Genomic DNA, 19,572 nt, shown 5'->3' with positions numbered 1-19,572 from the left:
TCCAGTAGACTAGCTACTAATAACGAGTGCCTCTAACGACAGTATTTATGCTCCCATCGATTGCCCGAGTGGCGTTACCCGTCCCTTTAGATAAACAGTTTGATTATATCATTCCAAGCCACCTGTTCCCGATTATTGGTGGGCGAGTCTCAGTCCCTTTTGGTCGGCAAACATTAGTCGGTGTTGTCACGGCGTTAGTGAGCCAATCTGACTTTCCGGTGGAACAACTGAAACCCATCTACCAAGTATTAGATAGCCAGCCAGTGTGGTCGGAATCTTTATATCAATTATTATCTTGGTGCAGCCAATTTTATCATCATCCATTGGGTGACACCCTAGCCAATGCGATGCCAACCGCGATTCGCCAAGGGAAAGCCGCGAGTTTTAGTCCGTATCGCGAATGGTCTTTGACAGAGGAAGGGCGCAATCAGTTTATGGTGGGATTGCCGTCGCGTGCGGTTCAGCAAAATCGCGTCATGCACCGTTTAGAGAACGGCCCGGTTTCTCACTCCATGCTACTGGATGAAGACATCACTTCGACCACATTAAAAGCCTTAGAAAAAAAAGGCTGGGTGACCATGGAAGAGCGGCAGCCTTCGGTTAAACCTTGGCCGGCTCAAGTTGAGGCGGATGTTGATAAGCCCACACTCAATGAAGAACAAGCGATCGCGATTGCTGCAGTAAATAGTGACCCCAATTTTGCCTGTTATTTATTGCAGGGCGTAACCGGTTCTGGCAAAACCGAAGTGTATCTGAATATGATTAAGCCCATTTTAGAACAAGGCAAGCAAGCGCTTGTGCTGGTCCCTGAAATTGGCTTAACCCCACAAACCATTAATCGGTTCAAACGCCGTTTTCAAGTGCCCATCGAAGTGATGCATTCGGGTCTCAATGATACTGAGCGATTGAATGCGTGGTTAAGTGCGCGTGATAAGGCCGCGGGGATCATTATTGGTACCCGTTCCGCTTTGCTCGCCCCGTTTGCCGATTTAGGCATTATCATCGTCGATGAAGAGCATGATGCCTCTTATAAACAGCAAGACAGCTTACGTTATCACGCGCGAGATGTGGCGGTGATGCGCGCTGCGAAAGAGAACATTCCGATTGTGCTCGGCTCGGCCACCCCAGCGCTGGAAACCTTACACAATGCCTTGTCAGGGAAATACCATCATCTGCACCTGACTCAGCGCGCGGGATTGTCGACGCCGACGACGAATCATGTTCTCGATGTCAAGGGCCTGTTTTTGGAAAGCGGTTTGTCGGCCCCTTTGATTGCACAGATGCGTCGCCATTTGCAAGCCGGCAACCAAGTTTTACTGTTTTTAAATCGCCGTGGCTTCTCGCCAGCATTAATGTGTCATGAGTGTGGGTGGATTGCCGATTGTCGACGTTGTGATGCCTACTATACCTACCACCAAAATAGCCGTGAAATGCGCTGTCATCATTGTGGCTCTCAACATCCGGTATTGCATCAATGTGGGGCGTGTGGTTCAACGCACCTCGTGACGGTGGGGGTCGGGACTGAACAATTAGAAACACAGTTAGGGGAATTATTTCCCGACTATAAATCGATTCGCATTGACCGAGACAGTACTCGTCGCAAAGGCAGTTTAGAAGCGGCTTTGCAAGCCATTCGAAAGGGTGAATATCAAATCCTGATCGGTACGCAAATGCTGGCGAAAGGCCATCATTTTCCGGATGTGACCATGGTGGGGCTTTTGGATGTGGATGGCTCTTTGTACAGTAGCGATTTTCGAGCCGCAGAACGATTTGCCCAGCTTTTTACTCAAGTCTCAGGGCGAGCAGGGCGCGCGAGTAAACCGGGCGAAGTCTTCTTACAAACGCACCACCCTGAGCACGCCTTATTGCAAGCGTTATTAACCAAAGGGTACAACGATTTTGCGATCACGGCTTTGCAAGAACGTAAAATGGCCGCGTTACCGCCATACAGTTATCTCACTTTGGTACGAGCAGAAGCGAACGATGCTCAGCAAGTCGAAGACTTTCTTCGCCAGATGCGTCATACCCTAGAAACCCATCCGCAATTTGATGAAACCTGCTTAGTATTGGGGCCGACACCGGCGCCACTTGCCAAGCGTGCCGGGAAGTTTCGTTGGCAACTTTTACTGCAGGTCGAGTCACGTTCATTGATGCAAAAGCTACTGCGCAGTGCGAAGCCTGCCATCCACTTATTGCCGTTAGCCAAGAAGGTCCGATGGACTTTAGATATTGAACCACAAGATCTTTCATGAAAAATCATAAATCTTTGCTAGGCTTAAGAAATACAATTTAACAAAGTGTGATTAATATCACTCTACTCATGTATAATTTGTTATGTTAAGCGTTATACAGTTGAAGTGAAATGCATAAACTGAGAAACACACATTGTGAAGCGCGTATCTGCGTGATGACTTCATCCAGCCATAACAATGGATAGTTTAGAGTCTATGTTATCTCAATCTGTTGCGGCCAATGCTGAGAACCTTATTGGATGATGCAAATGAGTATGTGTGAATTAACTATCCAGATTTTAATAAGAGGGTTTTTTGTATGGCGACAATGAAGAACGTTGCCCAGCTTGCCGGTGTATCAACTGCCACGGTCTCTCGTGCATTGATGAACCCGGAAAAAGTCTCTTCTTCGACACGCAAACGTGTGGAAGAAGCGGTTTTAGAAGCGGGTTACTCTCCAAATTCTTTAGCGAGAAACTTACGCCGAAATGAATCGAAGACGATCGTCGCGATCGTGCCTGATATCTGTGATCCTTATTTCTCTGAAATCATTCGTGGCATCGAAGATGCAGCGATGGAGCACGGGTATTTAGTTTTACTTGGTGATAGTGGACAACAAAAGAAGCGGGAACATTCATTCGTCAACCTTGTGTTTACGAAACAAGCCGATGGTATGTTATTGCTCGGTACGGATCTGCCGTTTGATGTTAGCAAACCTGAGCAGAAAAATTTGCCGCCGATGGTGATGGCGTGCGAGTTTGCTCCTGAGCTGGAATTACCCACCGTTCATATTGATAACTTAACGTCGGCCTTTGAAGCGGTGAACTATTTAACGCAAATGGGTCACAAGCGTATTGCTGAAATCGCGGGACCTAAGAGTGCGGCCTTGTGTTCTTTTCGCCACCAAGGTTATCAGCAAGCTTTGCGCCGAGCGGGTCTTACCATGAATGATGATTACTGTATGCACGGTGATTTTTCGTTTGATGCAGGCGCGCACATCGTGACGCAGTTGCTCGCGTTGCCTCAAGCGCCCACCGCCATTTTTTGTCACAATGACATGATGGCGATTGGTGCTATCCAAAAAGCCAAACGTCTTGGTTTGCGTGTGCCGCAGGATTTATCCGTGGTTGGATTTGATGACATCCAATTTGCTCAATTTTGCGATCCACCATTGACGACGATTTCGCAACCTCGTTATGAAATTGGCCGTCAGGCGATGCTTATGATGTTAGATGTCTTGCGTGGGCATGATGTTCAAGCCGGATCAAGACTGCTTGATACCGCTTTGGTAGTCAGAGAAAGTACCGCGCCGCCGCGCTCTGTGCAGTGATTTACCTCGTAAGTTCATGGTCAAATGTGCATTTCTGGATGAGTTTGTGTATCAATACTGTTCTATCTAAAGAAACTGCTTTACCATGTCCCATAAATTGTTAACGCTAGAATTCCTGTGGCTAATAAAGATTATGTAAGACGTGGTCGTAGTCAAAGTAAGCCGACCAAAAAAAATACGCCAAAGCGTAAGCCTTGGCGCAGTGGGCTCATTGCCTTGGTAGCGGTGGGCGCGTTTGGGTATGGGTTGTATATTTTAAACTCGGATCCCGCGCCTAAGCCCGAACCCAAGGTTAGGTCTGTGGCGAAACCGGTGACGCAAAAAGTCGTCAAAGAGGAAAGCAACTTACCGCCGCCGCCTACGGAAAAGTGGCATTACGTGGATTCTCTCCCCAGCCGAGAGATTGAAGTGGTGCCCAAAGAACTTAAAGTGTCAAAAATTCCGTATGTGATGCAATGTGGCGCGTTTAAAACGATGCAGCAAGCGCAACAACGTAAAGCGAATATTGCTTTCCAAGGGTTGAGCAGCATGATTCGTAAACGTGAAAATAGTAGCTGGTATAGAATTGTACTTGGTCCGTATAAATTTAAACGCGAAGCCGAGAGTGATCGACACAAACTGCAGCGCGCGAAAATTGAACCTTGTATCATCCTCAAAGATAATCAACAGTAATGAAACAATGCAATGTCGGGACTCTTGACGTTGCATTGTTTTTTCTCCCCTTGAATTCCTGCATCATGACCCTTATATAGATTCTAACTCCATAGAGAAAAAAGATAAGAGGCTCTGACGTGACTACCATCGTTTCTGTACGCCGTAATAATAAAGTTGTCATCGCAGGTGATGGACAAGTATCACTGGGTAATACCGTGATGAAAGGCAACGCGAAAAAAATTCGCCGTTTATACAATAACAAAGTACTGGCTGGTTTCGCGGGTGGTACGGCGGATGCATTTACTTTGTTTGAACGCTTTGAAAGCAAATTACAAATGCACCAAGGGCATTTGACCAAAGCCGCGGTCGAAATGGCGAAAGAATGGCGAAGTGACCGAGCATTGCGACGCTTGGAAGCGATTCTTGCCGTTGCTGACGAAACTGCTTCTCTCATCATTACTGGTAATGGCGATGTACTTCAGCCTGAACACGACCTGATTGCTATTGGCTCGGGGGGCAACTTTGCCCAGTCCGCTGCGATTGCCTTATTAGAAAATACGGATTTAGATGCGCGTACTATCTGTGAGAAATCGTTAAATATCGCAGGTGATATTTGTGTCTTTACTAACCATAATCACACTATCGAAGAACTAGAATATACCGATGATGGCCAGCCGATCGCCGCGCTACCAAACGGGTAATAAACAAAAGATAGTGATTTGTCACCGAATAAAAGGATTCTGTATATGTCTGAAATGACACCTCGTGAAATTGTTGACGAACTCAACCGTCACATCATTGGTCAAGATACCGCGAAACGCTCAGTGGCATTAGCACTGCGTAACCGTTGGCGCCGTATGCAGCTTGATGAAAGCTTGCGCTCAGAAGTCACGCCAAAAAATATTCTGATGATTGGTCCAACGGGTGTGGGTAAAACCGAAATTGCCCGCCGCTTGGCGAAGCTGGCGAATGCGCCGTTCATCAAGGTCGAAGCGACTAAGTTCACTGAAGTGGGCTATGTTGGTAAAGAAGTCGACACGATTATTCGTGATCTGACGGAAGTCGCGGTGAAAATGACTCGCGAGCAAGAAATGGAAAAAATGAAGTTTCGCGCCGAAGAGTTGGCCGAAGATCGCATTCTGGATGTGTTGATTCCACCGGCACGTGATGGATGGGGACAAGCGGATGAGAAAGAGCCGCAAGAGTCTTCTGCTCGTCAGGCATTCCGTAAGAAGCTTCGTGAAGGTCAATTAGACGATAAAGAAATTGAAATCGATGTGGCGGCCCCGCAAATGGGTGTTGAGATCATGGCGCCTCCTGGTATGGAAGAAATGACCAACCAGCTACAAGGTCTGTTCCAGAACATGGGCAATGACACCACGAAGAAACGTAAGTTAACCATCAAAGAAGCCTTTAAAGCTTTGACCGAAGAAGAAGCGGCCAAGCTGGTCAATACCGAAGATCTGAAAGAGCAGGCGATCTTCAATGTGGAAAACCACGGTATTGTCTTCATTGATGAAGTGGATAAAATTTGTAAGAGCGGCCAAGGTTCGGGTCCAGATGTCTCTCGCGAAGGGGTTCAGCGTGACTTACTGCCATTGATTGAAGGCAGCACGGTCACGACAAAACACGGTATGGTTCATACTGACCATATTTTGTTTATTACCTCAGGGGCATTCCAAGTGTCGAAACCCTCGGATCTTATCCCAGAGTTGCAAGGTCGTTTACCGATTCGTGTGGAATTGGATGCGTTATCGAGCAATGATTTCCGCCGTATTCTGACTGAACCAAAAGCGTCATTAACGGAGCAATACATTGCGTTGATGAAAACCGAAGACGTGGATGTGACCTTTACCGAAGATGGCATTAAGAAAATTGCAGAAGCGGCATGGCAGGTGAATGAAACCACCGAGAATATTGGTGCTCGCCGTCTGCATACGGTGATGGAACGCTTAATGGATGATATCTCCTTCGCCGCGACGGAAAATCCAGGTCAACGTTTTGAAGTGGATGCGGAGTATGTGACCTCTCGTCTGGGTGAATTGATTGAAGATGAAGATTTAAGCCGTTTTATTCTTTAATAAATTGATCAAAAACAAAGCTTTGAAGCCTGCCGCATCGGCAGGCTTTTTTATGTGTATCGTTCCGCATATACTGGCGACATGGTAACCAACTTATCGCCTATATGAATAATTCTTTGCAGATTTGGTTTGATGCGGCACGACCAAAAACATTGCCGCTTGCATTTGTTTCCATTTTAACCGGAAGCGCTTTGGCGTTTTCTACCGGACATTTCTCATGGCTGGTCGCATTATTGGCCTTGCTCACAGCGACGCTACTGCAAATCCTTTCCAACCTTGCCAATGATTACGGTGATGCCGTGAAGGGCACTGATAATGACAAACGACTCGGTCCGATGCGGGCACTGCAATCCGGAGCGGTGAGTTTGCAAGATATGAAGTACGCGATTTATCTTAATATCGCGTTGACCGTCATGATGGGGCTCGGTTTATTGCTGTTTGCACTCAATAGTGTGCAAAGTATTTTGGTGTTCATCGGGTTAGGACTGCTGGCGATGGCCGCCGCAATTGCCTACACCGTGGGTAATAAGCCTTACGGCTATGTTGGGTTAGGGGATCTTTCGGTCTTCACCTTTTTTGGTTTGTTAGGCGTGTCGGGCACGTATTTTTTACACACAGGTACAATTGATATGTCGTTGATTTTGCCTTCATTAGGCTGCGGTTTCTTAGCCGTCGCCGTTTTGAATGTGAATAATATGCGCGATATTGAAAATGATGAACAGTGTGGCAAGTTGACCATGGCGGTTCGCTTAGGGCAAGAAATGGCGAAGCGTTACCACTATTTATTATTGTTTGGTGCCGTGGTCGCTTTCAGTGGGTATCTGCTGATGCAAGGCAAGCCGGTATGGATCAGCGTGCCCTTTTTATTAAGTCTGGTGTCTGTGGTAAAACACAGCCGTGAGCTGTGGTTTACGCGTCAGCCTGCTGAGATTGCTCCAATGCTGCCAGTGATCGTGAAATGCTCGGTCATTACTAACTTATTGTTTGTTACGGTCGTCATTGTGCAAACTCTGACAAGTTAATTTGCTTAGAGTCATTGCAATGGCCTAGTGACTCGATATACTCGTATAAGGCTTTCACAAAGAGAACTCAGCTATGGAATACAACACCTCTGCACTATGTGATGTTTATCTTGATCAAGTAGATGTCGTGGAACCTCTTTTCAGTAATTTTGGAGGCAGTGCATCCTTTGCCGGACAAATCACCACAGTCAAATGTTTTGAAGATAACGGTTTGATTCGCACGACATTAGAGCAAGATGGTGTCGGACGTGTTTTATTGGTCGATGGCGGCGGTTCCTTGCGCCGAGCACTGATTGATGCTGAGTTAGCTGCATTAGCAGAAGAAAATGAATGGGAAGGCATTGTCGTTTATGGCAGTGTGCGTGAAGTCGATGATTTAGAAGAAATGAGCATCGGCATTCAGGCGATGGCTTCGATTCCAGTAGCCGCGGCTGGCCTCGCAACAGGGGAAGTCGATGTGGCCGTGAATTTCGGTGGCGTGACCTTCTTACCGGAAGATTATGTGTACGCGGATAATACCGGTATTATTCTGTCGCAAGAGCCATTAAATATGGACACGGTGGATGATGGTGAAGAAGACGATAGCGTGTTTGATGAGCTAGAGACGGTATAGCCTTTATCCCCAACAGACTGCCAGAAAAAGAAAAGTCGCACTAAGCTGCGGCTTTTTTTATGGCGATAATTCTACTCGGGTGCTGCATCACGCTGGAATGTATGATGATGTTTGAGCTTCAGTGCATAGAGATAACCCAACACCCCACCTAATACATTTCCGATTGCCGTACCGGCAAAGAGTCCCTCAGCATCATACAGATATGAGCCTAACCATGCGCATGGCAGCGACAACACAAACAAACGAATGACACTCCATATCAGAGCACGATTTGGCTGGTGCAGGGCATTCAATGCACAAATCAGCATCATGACAACACCTTGAAAACCGTAGCTTAATGGAACCAATACCAGATATTGGCTCAGATGATGCTGGACTTGATGATCGTCAGAGAACAGAGCCGCTAAGCCAGTAGCCACGGGCAGTAGTAGAATGCATAGCCCTAGCTGAAACAGCAAACTAAAACGCATGCTGAGAAACAGCCCCGCAAAGCTGCGTTGTGGATTGTGGGCACCGAAGTTTTGCGACATGAACGGGGTCAAGGCCGAGGTTAACGACATGGTGACCAAAATCAGAATCGATTCAATGCGTTGAGCAGCGCCATAGGCCGCTACCGCCGCATTGCCATGCTGGGAGAGTATGCTCATGATGATCGCGCCAAATAGAGGGGTCATGGCGGTTGAGCACCCAGCGGGGGTACCTATTTTTAAAATACAGCGCCAATGCCGAATGAGCGATGCGCTTTGCGGGCGGCATAATAGGTATTTGCGAGTGATTAACACAAACATGATGCCTAAAAACGCAAAAAGCCAGGCAATACTGCTCGCGATCGCCGCGCCTTGAATGCCTAACTTAGGAAAAGGCCCATATCCAAAAATAAGCAGTGGGTCGAGCGCCCCATTGATGAGTCCTGAGCCGATCATAATGATCGCAGGGGCTTTGGTATCGCCACTGGAGCGAATGGCGCTGCTCCCCACCATAGGAACAATCAGCAAGGGGATGGTGACATACCAGATTGACATGTATTGCTCTATCAGAGGAAGCAGTGTGGTGTTCGCACCGAGCAACGAGAACAGTGGCTCAATAGTGAGGCGTCCGAGTAAAGAAGTGAGAGCAATAAGCGTGAAAGTCAGTAATAGACCGTGAGTGGTCAACAGTGCGGCTTGGCGGTGCTGACCTTTGCCAAGCAACCGACCAACATGCGTAGAGACGCCCACACCTAACCCCATACCGATGCAGTTCAGTGCGAAAGTGATGGGAAAGGTAAAACTGACCGCGGCTAGTGGTGCGGTGCCTAATAGCGAGATAAAAAAGGTATCGACCAGATTGAACATCAATATTGCTAACATTCCAAGCGAGGTTGGAACCGCCATCTTACGTAATACAACACTGATGGGGGCGGATAGGAGTCCGTGTTTATCTAACATAGAAAATGCAATCTGAGGGAGTAAGGTGGCACAGGATACTTGATTCTCTGGTTAGCCTCTAGATACGTCGACATGTTTTTACAATAAAAAAGCGAGCTCGTAAGCTCGCTTTTGCGATAGAAATGGTTATCTATTCATTAAACCATTACGCTTTTTTCGCTTCAGCCGCAGCAGCAGCGATAGCTGCAAAGCTGTCTGCTTTAAGAGACGCACCACCGACCAAAGCACCATCGATATCTGGGTTTTGGAAGTAAGATTGTGCGTTTTCAGGTTTAACCGAGCCACCGTATTGGATGATCAGTTGCTCAGCAACTGCAGCATCGTGTTTTGCGATGTGAGAACGGATGAAGGCATGGATACGCTGTGCATCATCGGCAGTTGCGGCTTTACCAGTACCGATTGCCCAGATAGGTTCGTACGCGACGATCGCACCGTTGAATGCTTCAATACCACAATGATTGATGACGGCATCAATTTGGCGAGAAACTACAGCTTCGGTTTCGCCAGCTTCGTTTTGTGCGTCTGATTCACCGATACATAGTACAGGCGTTAGACCATTGTCTTTTAGGAAAGCAAATTTCTTGGCAACGAATTCATCAGATTCTTCGTGGTACTCACGACGCTCTGAGTGGCCAATGATGATATGAGTTGCGCCAAAATCTTTCAGCATTTCAGGAGACATATCTCCAGTGAACGCACCGCTGTTGTTGATGTCAGTATTTTGTGCACCAAGAATGAGCTTATTACCGCCTTCTTTAATCAAACGCTCTGCTTGATCAATATAAAGCGCGGGTGGAGCAACCACGATATCAACACCATCAATATCGGCAGTTGCAGTGTTTAGTCCGTTAAGAAGTTCAGTAACCATTGCTTTGTTACCGTTTAGTTTCCAGTTACCCATCACTACAGGACGACGCATAGGAATATCTCCGCTTGTCATTAATTAAAAAAATACTGGTTTTGAATATACCAGATAAAATGGGTCAGATCATGATGAGAGTCATGTCTTTCTCTGTTTAGCGCTACGCAGTGTGATGTGATGAAAAAAGAGCGGCTAAGTCTAATGTAGCTCTCGGCTTTTATTGTCACGATTGACTATAGTGGATCGTATGATAAGAGAAAGAGGGATAGGGAACATGCCGAATTTAATTATGGAGTACACAGATTCTGTCGAAGAGCGCGTTAATGTACCCAAACTATTAGAAGATTTGCATCTGTTAACACTCAAGAGCGGGTTATTTGCGAAAGAGGACGTCAAATCGCGTGCGATACGTTGCCATGATTGGCTGTTGGGAGAAGAGCAAGATTCACAAGATTTTATTCATATCACGTTGGAAATGTTAAGTGGCCGAACCGAGGAGCAAAAGCGGGCGCTGCTTGAGCCACTGATGGCCGTGCTCCAACAGGAAGCGAGTCAAATTCGTAGTTTGAGTATTAATATGCGCGATATGGATAAACAGACGTTTATGAAAACAACCAACGAGTTGTGAGGACAAGTTATGAAGGTAAAGTGGCTGCTTTTTTCATTTGAAGGCCGGGTGCCAAGGCAGATTTTTTGGATATGGAATGCGGTCTATTATGGGGTGATTATCTTCAGTTTGACGTTTGTCTCGCCTTTTATTCCGACGATGTCCGCTTATGTGATGCCCGTGGTTTTACTGGTGTTATTGATTCCCGATTTAGCGGTGACGGCGAAGCGCTGGCATGATCGTAATAAGAGCAACAAGTGGTTATTACTCAGCATGCCTTTGATCATCAGCCGCTTAATGATGCCGGGACAAATGGTGGATGACGCGTCAATGGCGGTTGGCCCTTCGACCGCGACGCAACTCTTGTCATTTTTTAGTTTGCTGTGCGGATTGGTGATTTTAATTGAATGTGGTTTACGCAAAGGGAACCCATTAGAGAATCGTTATGGTGAGCCTTACGAGCACGAACAGAATCATGAAAAAGAGCCCTCCATTTGATGGAAGGCTCACCGTTCGAGTCGCGGCCGTTTTCAGTGAGAACAAGGCTTTGAAGAGGAGCGGCTGGCTGGCCTTTGCATGAAACGCGATCAGTCACGCACGATAATGTGATAGGCACATCGTCTGTGACCATCAATGATGTGCTCGGTACGAGTCACTAGGCACTCCTCGCCCAGCAAGGTTTGGAAAATGGTCAATTCAGACTCGCACAAATTTCGACAGGTCTTGGCCGCTTTGCAGATAGGGCAGTGATTCTCATACAGCATGTAACCGTCTTCTGTGGCTTCATATTCCGCCATGTACCCTTCGCTTTCGCGCAGTTCCACCAATCGACGGAGTTTACTGTCGATTGAGTCACAAGACTGCATCGCTTGTCGGTAGGTGTGTAAGGTTTTCGCTTCTCGCTCGGCGGTCACTTTAGCAAGCCCGTCGGCGCCAAATAATTGTTCCACCGCCTCAATCACTTGAATGGTCAATTCGCTGTGTCTATCGGCGAATTTATCATGGCCAACTTGCGTTAAAGACCAGTGACGGGTTGGGCGACCCACTTTCGCTTTGACATCATGGAACGCTAACACGCCTTCTTCTTCTAAACTTTGTAAATGCTGACGAGCGCCCATGGTGGTGATATTCAGATCGTCGGCAAGTTGTTTTGCGGTGACTACACCTTCACGTTTAATCGTGTGCAAAATTTTGTCAACGGTTTTCATGCGAGTCCTCTATTGGGTGGAGAGATTGGAATACGCCTCGTTGGTTTAATTAGCAGTATTACCCAGTATTATGAAGTATCCCTACCGCTTGTTAAAGAGATGTCTGACCTTCGTTGGTACAAGGTAGGAGTGGGCGGGAGCGATGATAGAACTATTGAAGCTTTTTGTTAAATAAATCACACTTTTTTTTACTTGCCCCCTTGGGTTAATCCAATTTATCCCCCACATATCAAACACAAGCTGAGCGATCAGCGTTTCATTAACTACAAGACGTAAAATCTTAATCAGGAGAGACGACAGATGAACATTCGTCCATTACATGACAGAGTTATCGTTGAACGCAAAGAAGTTGAATCAAAATCGGCTGGCGGCATTGTTTTAACAGGCTCTGCGGCAGAAAAATCGACCCGTGGTGAAGTTATCGCAGTCGGTAAAGGTCGTATTCTAGAAAACGGTACAGTGTTACCTCTGGATGTAAAAGTCGGTGATACGGTTATCTTCAGTGAAGGCTACGGTACTAAATCAGAAAAAATTGAAGGCAAGGATGTCTTGATTTTGTCAGAAAACGATATTCTGGCGATCGTTGAGTAATTGCTCTGAAAAACGAACCAACAAAAACGAATTTAAAAGAGGAAATACAAAATGGCTGCTAAAGACGTAAGATTTGGTAATGATGCACGCATAAAAATGCTAGAAGGTGTCAATGTTCTAGCGGACGCAGTAAAAGTAACGTTAGGTCCAAAAGGACGCAATGTTGTGCTCGATAAATCTTTCGGCGCTCCAACGATTACGAAAGACGGTGTGTCTGTTGCGCGTGAAATTGAACTGGAAGACAAATTCCAGAACATGGGCGCACAAATGGTGAAAGAAGTCGCTTCTCAAGCCAACGATGCTGCGGGTGACGGTACCACAACCGCAACTGTACTTGCACAAGCTATCGTCAGTGAAGGTCTGAAAGCCGTTGCGGCGGGCATGAACCCAATGGATCTCAAACGTGGTATCGAAAAAGCGGTAACACACGCGGTTGAAGAATTGAAAAAACTGTCTGTTGATTGTACTGAATCAAGCGCAATTGCACAGGTAGGGACTATCTCTGCAAACTCTGACTCAACAGTCGGTGCACTGATTGCAGAAGCGATGGATAAAGTGGGTCGTGATGGTGTTATCACGGTAGAAGAAGGTCAAGGTCTGCAAGACGAACTTGATGTTGTTGAAGGTATGCAGTTCGATCGCGGTTACCTATCTCCTTACTTCATCAATAACCAAGAATCTGGCTCTGTCGATCTAGAAAGCCCATTCATCCTATTGGTTGATAAGAAAGTGTCGAACATTCGTGAACTTCTTCCTGTATTGGAAGCGGTAGCGAAAACGTCTCGTCCTCTACTTATCATTGCTGAAGATGTGGAAGGCGAAGCACTGGCAACGCTGGTTGTGAACAACATGCGTGGCATCGTGAAAGTCGCTGCAGTGAAAGCACCTGGTTTTGGCGACCGTCGTAAAGCGATGCTGCAAGACATCGCGATTCTTACTGGTGGTACGGTTATCTCTGAAGAAATCGGCCTAGAAGTAGAAAAAGCGGCACTTGAAGATCTTGGTCAAGCGAAACGTGTCACCATTACGAAAGAAAGCAGCACGATTATCAACGGTGCTGGCGAACAAGACATGATCGAAGGTCGTGTTGTGCAAATTCGTCAACAAATCGAAGATGCAACGTCTGACTACGATAAAGAAAAACTGCAAGAGCGTGTTGCCAAATTGGCTGGCGGTGTTGCGGTTATCAAAGTAGGCGCAGCCACTGAAGTTGAAATGAAAGAGAAAAAAGACCGTGTTGAAGATGCGCTACATGCCACTCGCGCGGCCGTAGAAGAAGGTGTTGTTGCTGGTGGTGGTGTGGCACTTATCCGTGCGGCGTCTAAGCTTGCAGACCTAACTGGCGATAACGAAGAGCAAAATGTTGGTATTCGCGTTGCACTGCGTGCGATGGAATCCCCAATCCGTCAAATCGTTAAGAACGCGGGTGACGAAGAGTCAGTAGTTGCCAATAACGTGAAAGCGGGCGAAGGTAACTACGGTTACAACGCAGCAACTGGTGAATACGGCGACATGATCGCAATGGGTATCTTGGATCCAACTAAAGTAACCCGTAGCGCACTACAATTTGCTTCTTCTGTTGCAGCTCTAATGATTACAACTGAAGCGATGGTGACTGACTTACCACAAAAAGATGCCGGTGCAGCCCCTGATATGGGCGGTATGGGTGGCATGGGCGGAATGGGCGGCATGATGTAATGCTCCCATTGCCAGAGAGAGTTCATTTGAACCGTCTCTGAGCACTATGCTCAAAAAGCCCCGTGATTCGTCACGGGGCTTTTTTAATGCCTGTTTTTATGAGCTGAGTATTGTTTCGTTGCTTGGTTGGTCATGGCAGTGTCAATGAAAGTGTATTAAGCTCAATAACTAACCCGTATATCGGTCAGAATAACGCGCTGCGGAAAAATTGTTAGCTTAAATCATTAACAAGAATGGGGAATGAAAAATAAAAAATGGATATTGTCGGCAATGATACTTATTGGTGGACCTTCACTCATGGTATTTAGCTTAGAAGTGCTCTCTCTGATATCAAGTGGCGCTAGATCAAGGGCGTCAGAATAAACGGCGTTTGAGGCCGGATTTTTCTAGAATACGGGCAGAAATTTCTTCAACCGACAGTGATGACGTATTGATGTAGGGAACGGCTTCACGCCGGAACAGGCTCTCTACGGTGGCGAGTTCAGTCTGGCACTGCTGAGTACTGGCATAGGTACTGCCCGCCATGCGATTTTCACGAATCTCGGTTAAACGCTCAGCGTCAATCGTCAGGCCAAACAGTTTGTGGCGATGCATTTCAAATTCAGGCAGCAAACGCAGAGCTCGGATATCATCAGCAATGAACGGATAGTTGACCACACGCAGACCAAACTGCATGGCCATGTAGAGGCTAGTTGGGGTTTTACCGCTGCGGGATACGCCGAGCAGAATAATATCCGCCTGTTCCAGACCTTTGAGAGACACCCCGTCATCATGCGCCAATGTATATTCGATCGCGGCAATGCGATCAAAATAGGTATTGGTGTCTTTGCCGACACTGCGTGAACGTTGCAGTTGCGGCACAGGATCCATTTGCGTGTCAGCTTGAATGTTCTGCACTATGCTGCCTAATACATCGTAACAGTATGCGGGGGCATTTTGCAGACGTTCACGCAGCTCAGGCACCACCATAGAAAAAAATACCAGCGGACGGACGCCATGACGCGCAAAAGATTGCTCAATTTGCCTGATAAGCTCGCTCAGTTTGTCGTTGGATTCAATAAACGGGAAGGTTTGTTCGTTGGCGCGAAATGGGAATTGCCCAAGCACAACGTGACCGACGGTTTCGCAAGTGATGGCCGTTCCATCGGAAACGTAGAATACATCACGACTTTGACTTTCTGTCTGCATTTTTGTTTAAAACTTAAAAATAACCTGATTAGATAATAGCCATGATACCGACAATAAAACCCGGCATACCATTACGCCCCCCACAGCTTTGAAAATTTCTTGCGGATTTTTGTCAAGTTGATGCGTGATTGAGTGCCACCCTACAAAGCTGCACTGTTTCTGGAGAAAGACATGCAAAATAACACGCTCTGGTATAATGGCCTGTCCATGGAAGATGTCGACAAAGTCGGCGGAAAAAACGCATCACTTGGCGAAATGGTGTCCAATCTCGCTAACGCTGGTGTTTCTGTCCCGAATGGTTTTGCGACCACCTCATACGCATTCAATCAGTTTCTCGACTTTGAAGGCTTAGACAAGCGCATACATCAGTTGCTTGATGATTTGGATACCAACGATTTGGATGCCTTGCGCAAAACAGGGGCAACCATTCGTCAATGGGTTCTGGATGCGCCTTTCCCTGACGATTTGGAACGCGATATCCGCGATAATTACGAAAAGCTGGTGGAAGGCAACCCTGAATTGTCAGTCGCGGTGCGCTCTTCGGCAACGGCAGAAGATCTGCCAGATGCCTCATTCGCCGGTCAGCAGGAAACTTTCCTGAACGTGAAAGGGATTGAGGCGGTGCTGGAAGCGACCAAACACGTGTACGCGTCGCTGTTTAACGACCGTGCGATTTCTTATCGTGTGCATCAGGGGTTTGACCACCGCGGTATCGCGCTCTCGGCCGGTATCCAGCGTATGGTACGTTCGGATAAAGCCGCTTCTGGTGTCATGTTCACGCTTGATACCGAATCGGGTTTCGATCAAGTCGTCTTCATCACATCCGCTTGGGGGCTGGGCGAGATGGTGGTGCAGGGGGCGGTTAACCCAGATGAGTTTTACGTGCACAAGCCGCTGCTTGAGACTAGCCAATCTCCCATCGTGAAGAAAACCTTCGGCTCAAAACACATTAAAATGATTTACTCTGCAAGCCAAGAAATTGGTAAGCAGGTCGAGATTGTGGATACCTCAGAGCAAGAGCGCAGCGAGTTTTCACTGACTGACGAAGAAATCAAAGAACTGGCCAAACAGGCGATGATCATCGAGAAGCACTACCAGCGTCCGATGGACATTGAGTGGGCCAAAGATGGCGTGGATGGCAAAATGTACATTGTTCAGGCGCGCCCAGAGACGATTTGCTCGCAAAATGCACAAAACGTTATCGAACGTTACGAGCTAAACAGCAAAGCTGAAGTTTTGATTGAAGGGCGTGCTATCGGTCAGCGTATCGGCAGCGGCACGGTGCGTTTGGTCGATTCGCTGGAGCAGATGTCACTGGTGCAAAAAGGCGACATTTTGGTCACCGACATGACCGATCCAGATTGGGAGCCGGTCATGAAAATCGCCTCGGCGATCGTCACTAACCGTGGCGGTCGTACCTGTCACGCCGCCATCATCGCCCGTGAATTAGGCATTCCGGCTATCGTTGGTTGCGGCAATGCCACCAGTACGTTAACCGATGGGGCCACGGTTACCGTGTCGTGTTCAGAAGGTGAAACCGGCTATGTGTATGATGGGTTGCTCGATTTTGACGTGCGCCGCTCTTCCGTTGATGAACTGCCATTGCTGCCAACCAAAGTCATGATGAACGTAGGTAACCCCGACCGCGCCTTCGATTTTGCGCAAATTCCCAATGAAGGAGTAGGGCTGGCACGTTTGGAATTTATCATCAACAAGATGATTGGTATTCACCCGAAAGCATTGCTGAACTTCGACGCGCAGAGCGATGAACTCAAAGCCGAGATCACCCAGCGCATTCGCGGTTACAAAGATCCGATCGATTTCTACGTCAGCAAACTGACCGAAGGCATCGCGACCATCGCCGCGGCTTTCTGGCCAAAACGTGTCATCGTACGTATGTCCGATTTCAAATCAAACGAATACAGTAATTTGGTCGGGGGAAGTCACTACGAACCACACGAAGAAAATCCTATGTTGGGATTCCGGGGTGCCTCGCGTTACATTTCGCCCGTGTTTGAGGAATGTTTCGAACTTGAAACTCAGGCGGTGAAGCGTGTGCGTAACGACATGGGACTGAAAAACGTGGAAGTTATGATTCCGTTTGTGCGAACACCAAGCGAAGCCGCATCGGTTATTGATCTGCTTGCTAAATTTGGTCTGCGCCGCGGCGATCAAGGACTGAAAGTGATCATGATGTGTGAACTGCCATCCAATGCGGTATTGGCGGATGAGTTCCTCAAATACTTTGATGGCTTCTCTATTGGCTCCAACGATATGACTCAGTTGACCCTTGGTCTTGACCGGGATTCCGGCGATGTGGCGCATCTGTTTGATGAGCGCAACCCAGCGGTGAAAGTGATGCTCAAGATGGCGATCGAGGCGGCCACCAAAGCCGGTAAATACATTGGCATCTGTGGCCAAGGCCCCTCAGATCATGAAGATCTGGCTGAATGGCTGATGGAACAGGGTATCAGTTCGGTGTCCCTCAACCCAGATACTGTGATTGATACGTGGATCAAACTGGGCCAAGTTGCCAATGTAATCATCCCCTAAAATAGTGGCATACCATTTTGGAGTTCTTCAGCATACACTGAATGAATCAGGGAGAACTCGCTATGAAAAAATCACGCTATACCGAAACACAGATCGTGAAAATTTTGAAAGAAGTCGAAGGTGGTCGCCTTATCAAGGAAGTCTGCCGAGAATACGGAATATCTGATGCCACTTATTACAACTGGAAATCTAAATATGGTGGTATGGAAGCATCGGACGTTAAACGGTTAAAAGAGCTGGAAGACGAAAATCGTCGTCTTAAATCGATGTTTGCCGAGCTGAGCTTAGAGCACCGAATTCTCAAAGATATCATCGAAAAAAAGCTGTAAAGCCAGCGATAAGACGTGAACTGGTTGACTATGTACGCCAGGTACACAAAGTCAGTTTGCGTCTAGCATGTCGCGCAGTTGGCATCAGTGATTCGGTTTATCGATATCAGCCTAAAGCGAGCGATGACCAAGAAGTGATAAGTGCATTACAACAAGCCGTTGAGCGCTATCCAGCATACGGCTTTGGTTTATTACTCAAGATCCTTCGTCGCTGGGGTAAGACATGGAATCATAAGAGGATTTATCGGATTTACTGCGAGTTGAAACTCAATAAACGCCGTAAAGGGAAAAAGCGTCTGCCAAATCGTCACCCAGAGCCACTGAGTGTACCGTTGTCAGAGAACCGGTGCTGGTCAATCGATTTTATGAGTGACAGCTTACAATGTGGACGTCGATTCCGAACCTTCAATGTGGTGGATGATTTTAATCGAGAAGCGTTGGCCATCGACGTTGATCTGAGTTTACCCACTCAGCGAGTAGTTCGAGTGCTTGAACGAGTCATTGCTTGGCGAGGCTACCCTGAGAAACTACGAATGGACAACGGCCCTGAGTTTATCTCCACAACATTAGCAACGTGGGCAGAAAAGCACGATGTTCAGTTGGAATTTATCCAACCAGGAAAACCCACTCAAAACTCGTACATTGAACGATTTAATCGCACATACCGCACTGAAATTCTGGATATGTACGTCTTCAAAACACTAACGGAAGTTCGAGAATTAACGGAAGACTGGATCAGAGAATACAACGAAGAGCGTCCTCATGGTGCACTGAATGATCTGACCCCATGGGAATATTTAATGAAATATGAACGGGTTGAAAACTCTAATTATGAGTGTAACTAATTAGGGGAGGTTTACACCAACAAATAATCATGGCGTAACGGAATAAAAGCGTTGGTCATGACCAGCGCTTTTTTATTCGAACGAGCCGCCAATCACAGAGTAAATAGGGCGGAAATATTATAAATATTAGCTATTTATTCTATACATAGCTTATGTTGGATCGTCGCTATACAGGCAGTAAAGTACTATGTCGTATTATCCTTATCCTAATGTTCATAGCGACATTTTTATTTGTGAGTATCAATTTGATTTATCTAGTTTTTCTTCCTCTTGCACTGACACTACTTAGTTGGCAAAGGCATCGTTACTATGATTGGCTATTTATTGTATATT

Annotated in this window: 17 protein-coding genes; 13 read left to right on the top strand and 4 right to left on the bottom strand. The window is 46.9% G+C overall.

Annotated elements, in window-relative coordinates:
* Positions 1-47 precede the first annotated feature (47 nt).
* The 7 genes from priA to rraA all read left to right on the top strand — a co-directional run bounded on the left by priA (position 48) and on the right by rraA (position 7,931).
* Entirely contained in the window at positions 48-2,252 is a 2,205-nt protein-coding gene (gene priA, locus EAE30_RS17435; protein ID WP_123017059.1) for a primosomal protein N', read from the top strand.
* A gap of 262 nt (positions 2,253-2,514) precedes the next feature.
* Positions 2,515-3,561: a DNA-binding transcriptional regulator CytR gene (cytR, locus tag EAE30_RS17430; protein ID WP_261809166.1), complete on the top strand. Its 1,047-nt coding sequence runs from the start codon at positions 2,515-2,517 to the stop codon at positions 3,559-3,561.
* A 117-nt stretch (positions 3,562-3,678) separates the two neighbouring features.
* The gene (locus EAE30_RS17425; protein ID WP_123017057.1) at positions 3,679-4,233 is read left to right on the top strand and encodes an SPOR domain-containing protein; all 555 of its coding nucleotides are present in this window, start codon (positions 3,679-3,681) and stop codon (positions 4,231-4,233) included.
* Positions 4,234-4,352: 119 nt separating this feature from the next.
* The gene (gene hslV, locus EAE30_RS17420; RefSeq protein WP_123017056.1) at positions 4,353-4,916 is read left to right on the top strand and encodes an ATP-dependent protease subunit HslV; all 564 of its coding nucleotides are present in this window, start codon (positions 4,353-4,355) and stop codon (positions 4,914-4,916) included.
* A 45-nt stretch (positions 4,917-4,961) separates the two neighbouring features.
* Entirely contained in the window at positions 4,962-6,296 is a 1,335-nt protein-coding gene (gene hslU / locus EAE30_RS17415; RefSeq protein ID WP_123017055.1) for an HslU--HslV peptidase ATPase subunit, read from the top strand.
* A 104-nt stretch (positions 6,297-6,400) separates the two neighbouring features.
* The gene (locus EAE30_RS17410) at positions 6,401-7,318 is read left to right on the top strand and encodes a 1,4-dihydroxy-2-naphthoate polyprenyltransferase (protein ID WP_123017054.1); all 918 of its coding nucleotides are present in this window, start codon (positions 6,401-6,403) and stop codon (positions 7,316-7,318) included.
* Between the two features lie 73 nt (positions 7,319-7,391).
* A complete protein-coding gene (gene rraA / locus EAE30_RS17405) occupies positions 7,392-7,931 on the top strand; it encodes a ribonuclease E activity regulator RraA (RefSeq protein WP_123017053.1) in 540 nt (179 codons plus the stop codon).
* 71 nt (positions 7,932-8,002) lie between these two features.
* On the opposite strand, the gene EAE30_RS17400 is transcribed toward rraA, so the two are convergent.
* Both EAE30_RS17400 and tpiA read right to left on the bottom strand, forming a co-directional pair.
* Positions 8,003-9,358: an MATE family efflux transporter gene (locus EAE30_RS17400; protein ID WP_123017052.1), complete on the bottom strand. Its 1,356-nt coding sequence runs from the start codon at positions 9,356-9,358 to the stop codon at positions 8,003-8,005.
* Between the two features lie 145 nt (positions 9,359-9,503).
* The gene (tpiA, locus tag EAE30_RS17395) at positions 9,504-10,277 is read right to left on the bottom strand and encodes a triose-phosphate isomerase (protein ID WP_123017051.1); all 774 of its coding nucleotides are present in this window, start codon (positions 10,275-10,277) and stop codon (positions 9,504-9,506) included.
* A gap of 217 nt (positions 10,278-10,494) precedes the next feature.
* Between tpiA and EAE30_RS17390 the strand changes: the two genes are divergently transcribed.
* Positions 10,495-10,848 (top strand): 5-carboxymethyl-2-hydroxymuconate Delta-isomerase, encoded by a 354-nt coding sequence (locus EAE30_RS17390; protein ID WP_123017050.1) that lies wholly within the window; start codon positions 10,495-10,497, stop codon positions 10,846-10,848.
* A gap of 9 nt (positions 10,849-10,857) precedes the next feature.
* Positions 10,858-11,325 (top strand): DUF805 domain-containing protein, encoded by a 468-nt coding sequence (locus tag EAE30_RS17385; protein ID WP_123017049.1) that lies wholly within the window; start codon positions 10,858-10,860, stop codon positions 11,323-11,325.
* Positions 11,326-11,414: 89 nt separating this feature from the next.
* Here the strand turns inward: EAE30_RS17385 and EAE30_RS17380 are convergent, their stop codons facing one another.
* Positions 11,415-12,035, bottom strand: a complete 621-nt coding sequence (locus tag EAE30_RS17380; RefSeq protein ID WP_123017048.1) for a helix-turn-helix transcriptional regulator — start codon at positions 12,033-12,035, stop codon at positions 11,415-11,417.
* A gap of 300 nt (positions 12,036-12,335) precedes the next feature.
* Between EAE30_RS17380 and EAE30_RS17375 the strand changes: the two genes are divergently transcribed.
* Both EAE30_RS17375 and groL read left to right on the top strand, forming a co-directional pair.
* On the top strand, positions 12,336-12,626 hold the full coding sequence (locus EAE30_RS17375) for a co-chaperone GroES (protein WP_123017047.1): 291 nt from the start codon (positions 12,336-12,338) through the stop codon (positions 12,624-12,626).
* A gap of 51 nt (positions 12,627-12,677) precedes the next feature.
* Positions 12,678-14,324, top strand: a complete 1,647-nt coding sequence (gene groL / locus EAE30_RS17370; RefSeq protein ID WP_123017046.1) for a chaperonin GroEL — start codon at positions 12,678-12,680, stop codon at positions 14,322-14,324.
* A 354-nt stretch (positions 14,325-14,678) separates the two neighbouring features.
* Here the strand turns inward: groL and ppsR are convergent, their stop codons facing one another.
* Positions 14,679-15,512: a posphoenolpyruvate synthetase regulatory kinase/phosphorylase PpsR gene (gene ppsR / locus EAE30_RS17365; protein WP_123017045.1), complete on the bottom strand. Its 834-nt coding sequence runs from the start codon at positions 15,510-15,512 to the stop codon at positions 14,679-14,681.
* A 171-nt stretch (positions 15,513-15,683) separates the two neighbouring features.
* Here ppsR and ppsA point away from each other — a divergent pair, with 171 nt between their 5' ends.
* Positions 15,684-18,065, top strand: a complete 2,382-nt coding sequence (gene ppsA, locus EAE30_RS17360; RefSeq protein ID WP_241967692.1) for a phosphoenolpyruvate synthase — start codon at positions 15,684-15,686, stop codon at positions 18,063-18,065.
* A gap of 62 nt (positions 18,066-18,127) precedes the next feature.
* Positions 18,128-19,239 (top strand): IS3 family transposase gene (locus EAE30_RS17355; protein WP_241967546.1). Its coding sequence is split into 2 segments (ribosomal slippage): positions 18,128-18,389 and positions 18,389-19,239, totalling 1,113 coding nucleotides; the frame shifts between segments, so codons are not numbered across the junction.
* The last annotated feature ends 333 nt before the right edge of the window (positions 19,240-19,572 follow it).

The organism is Vibrio zhugei, assembly GCF_003716875.1.
GTDB classification, from domain to species: Bacteria; Pseudomonadota; Gammaproteobacteria; order Enterobacterales; family Vibrionaceae; genus Vibrio; species Vibrio zhugei.
The sequence above is the reverse complement of the archived record's forward strand: the minus strand, read 5'-3'. Positions and strand labels throughout refer to the sequence as shown.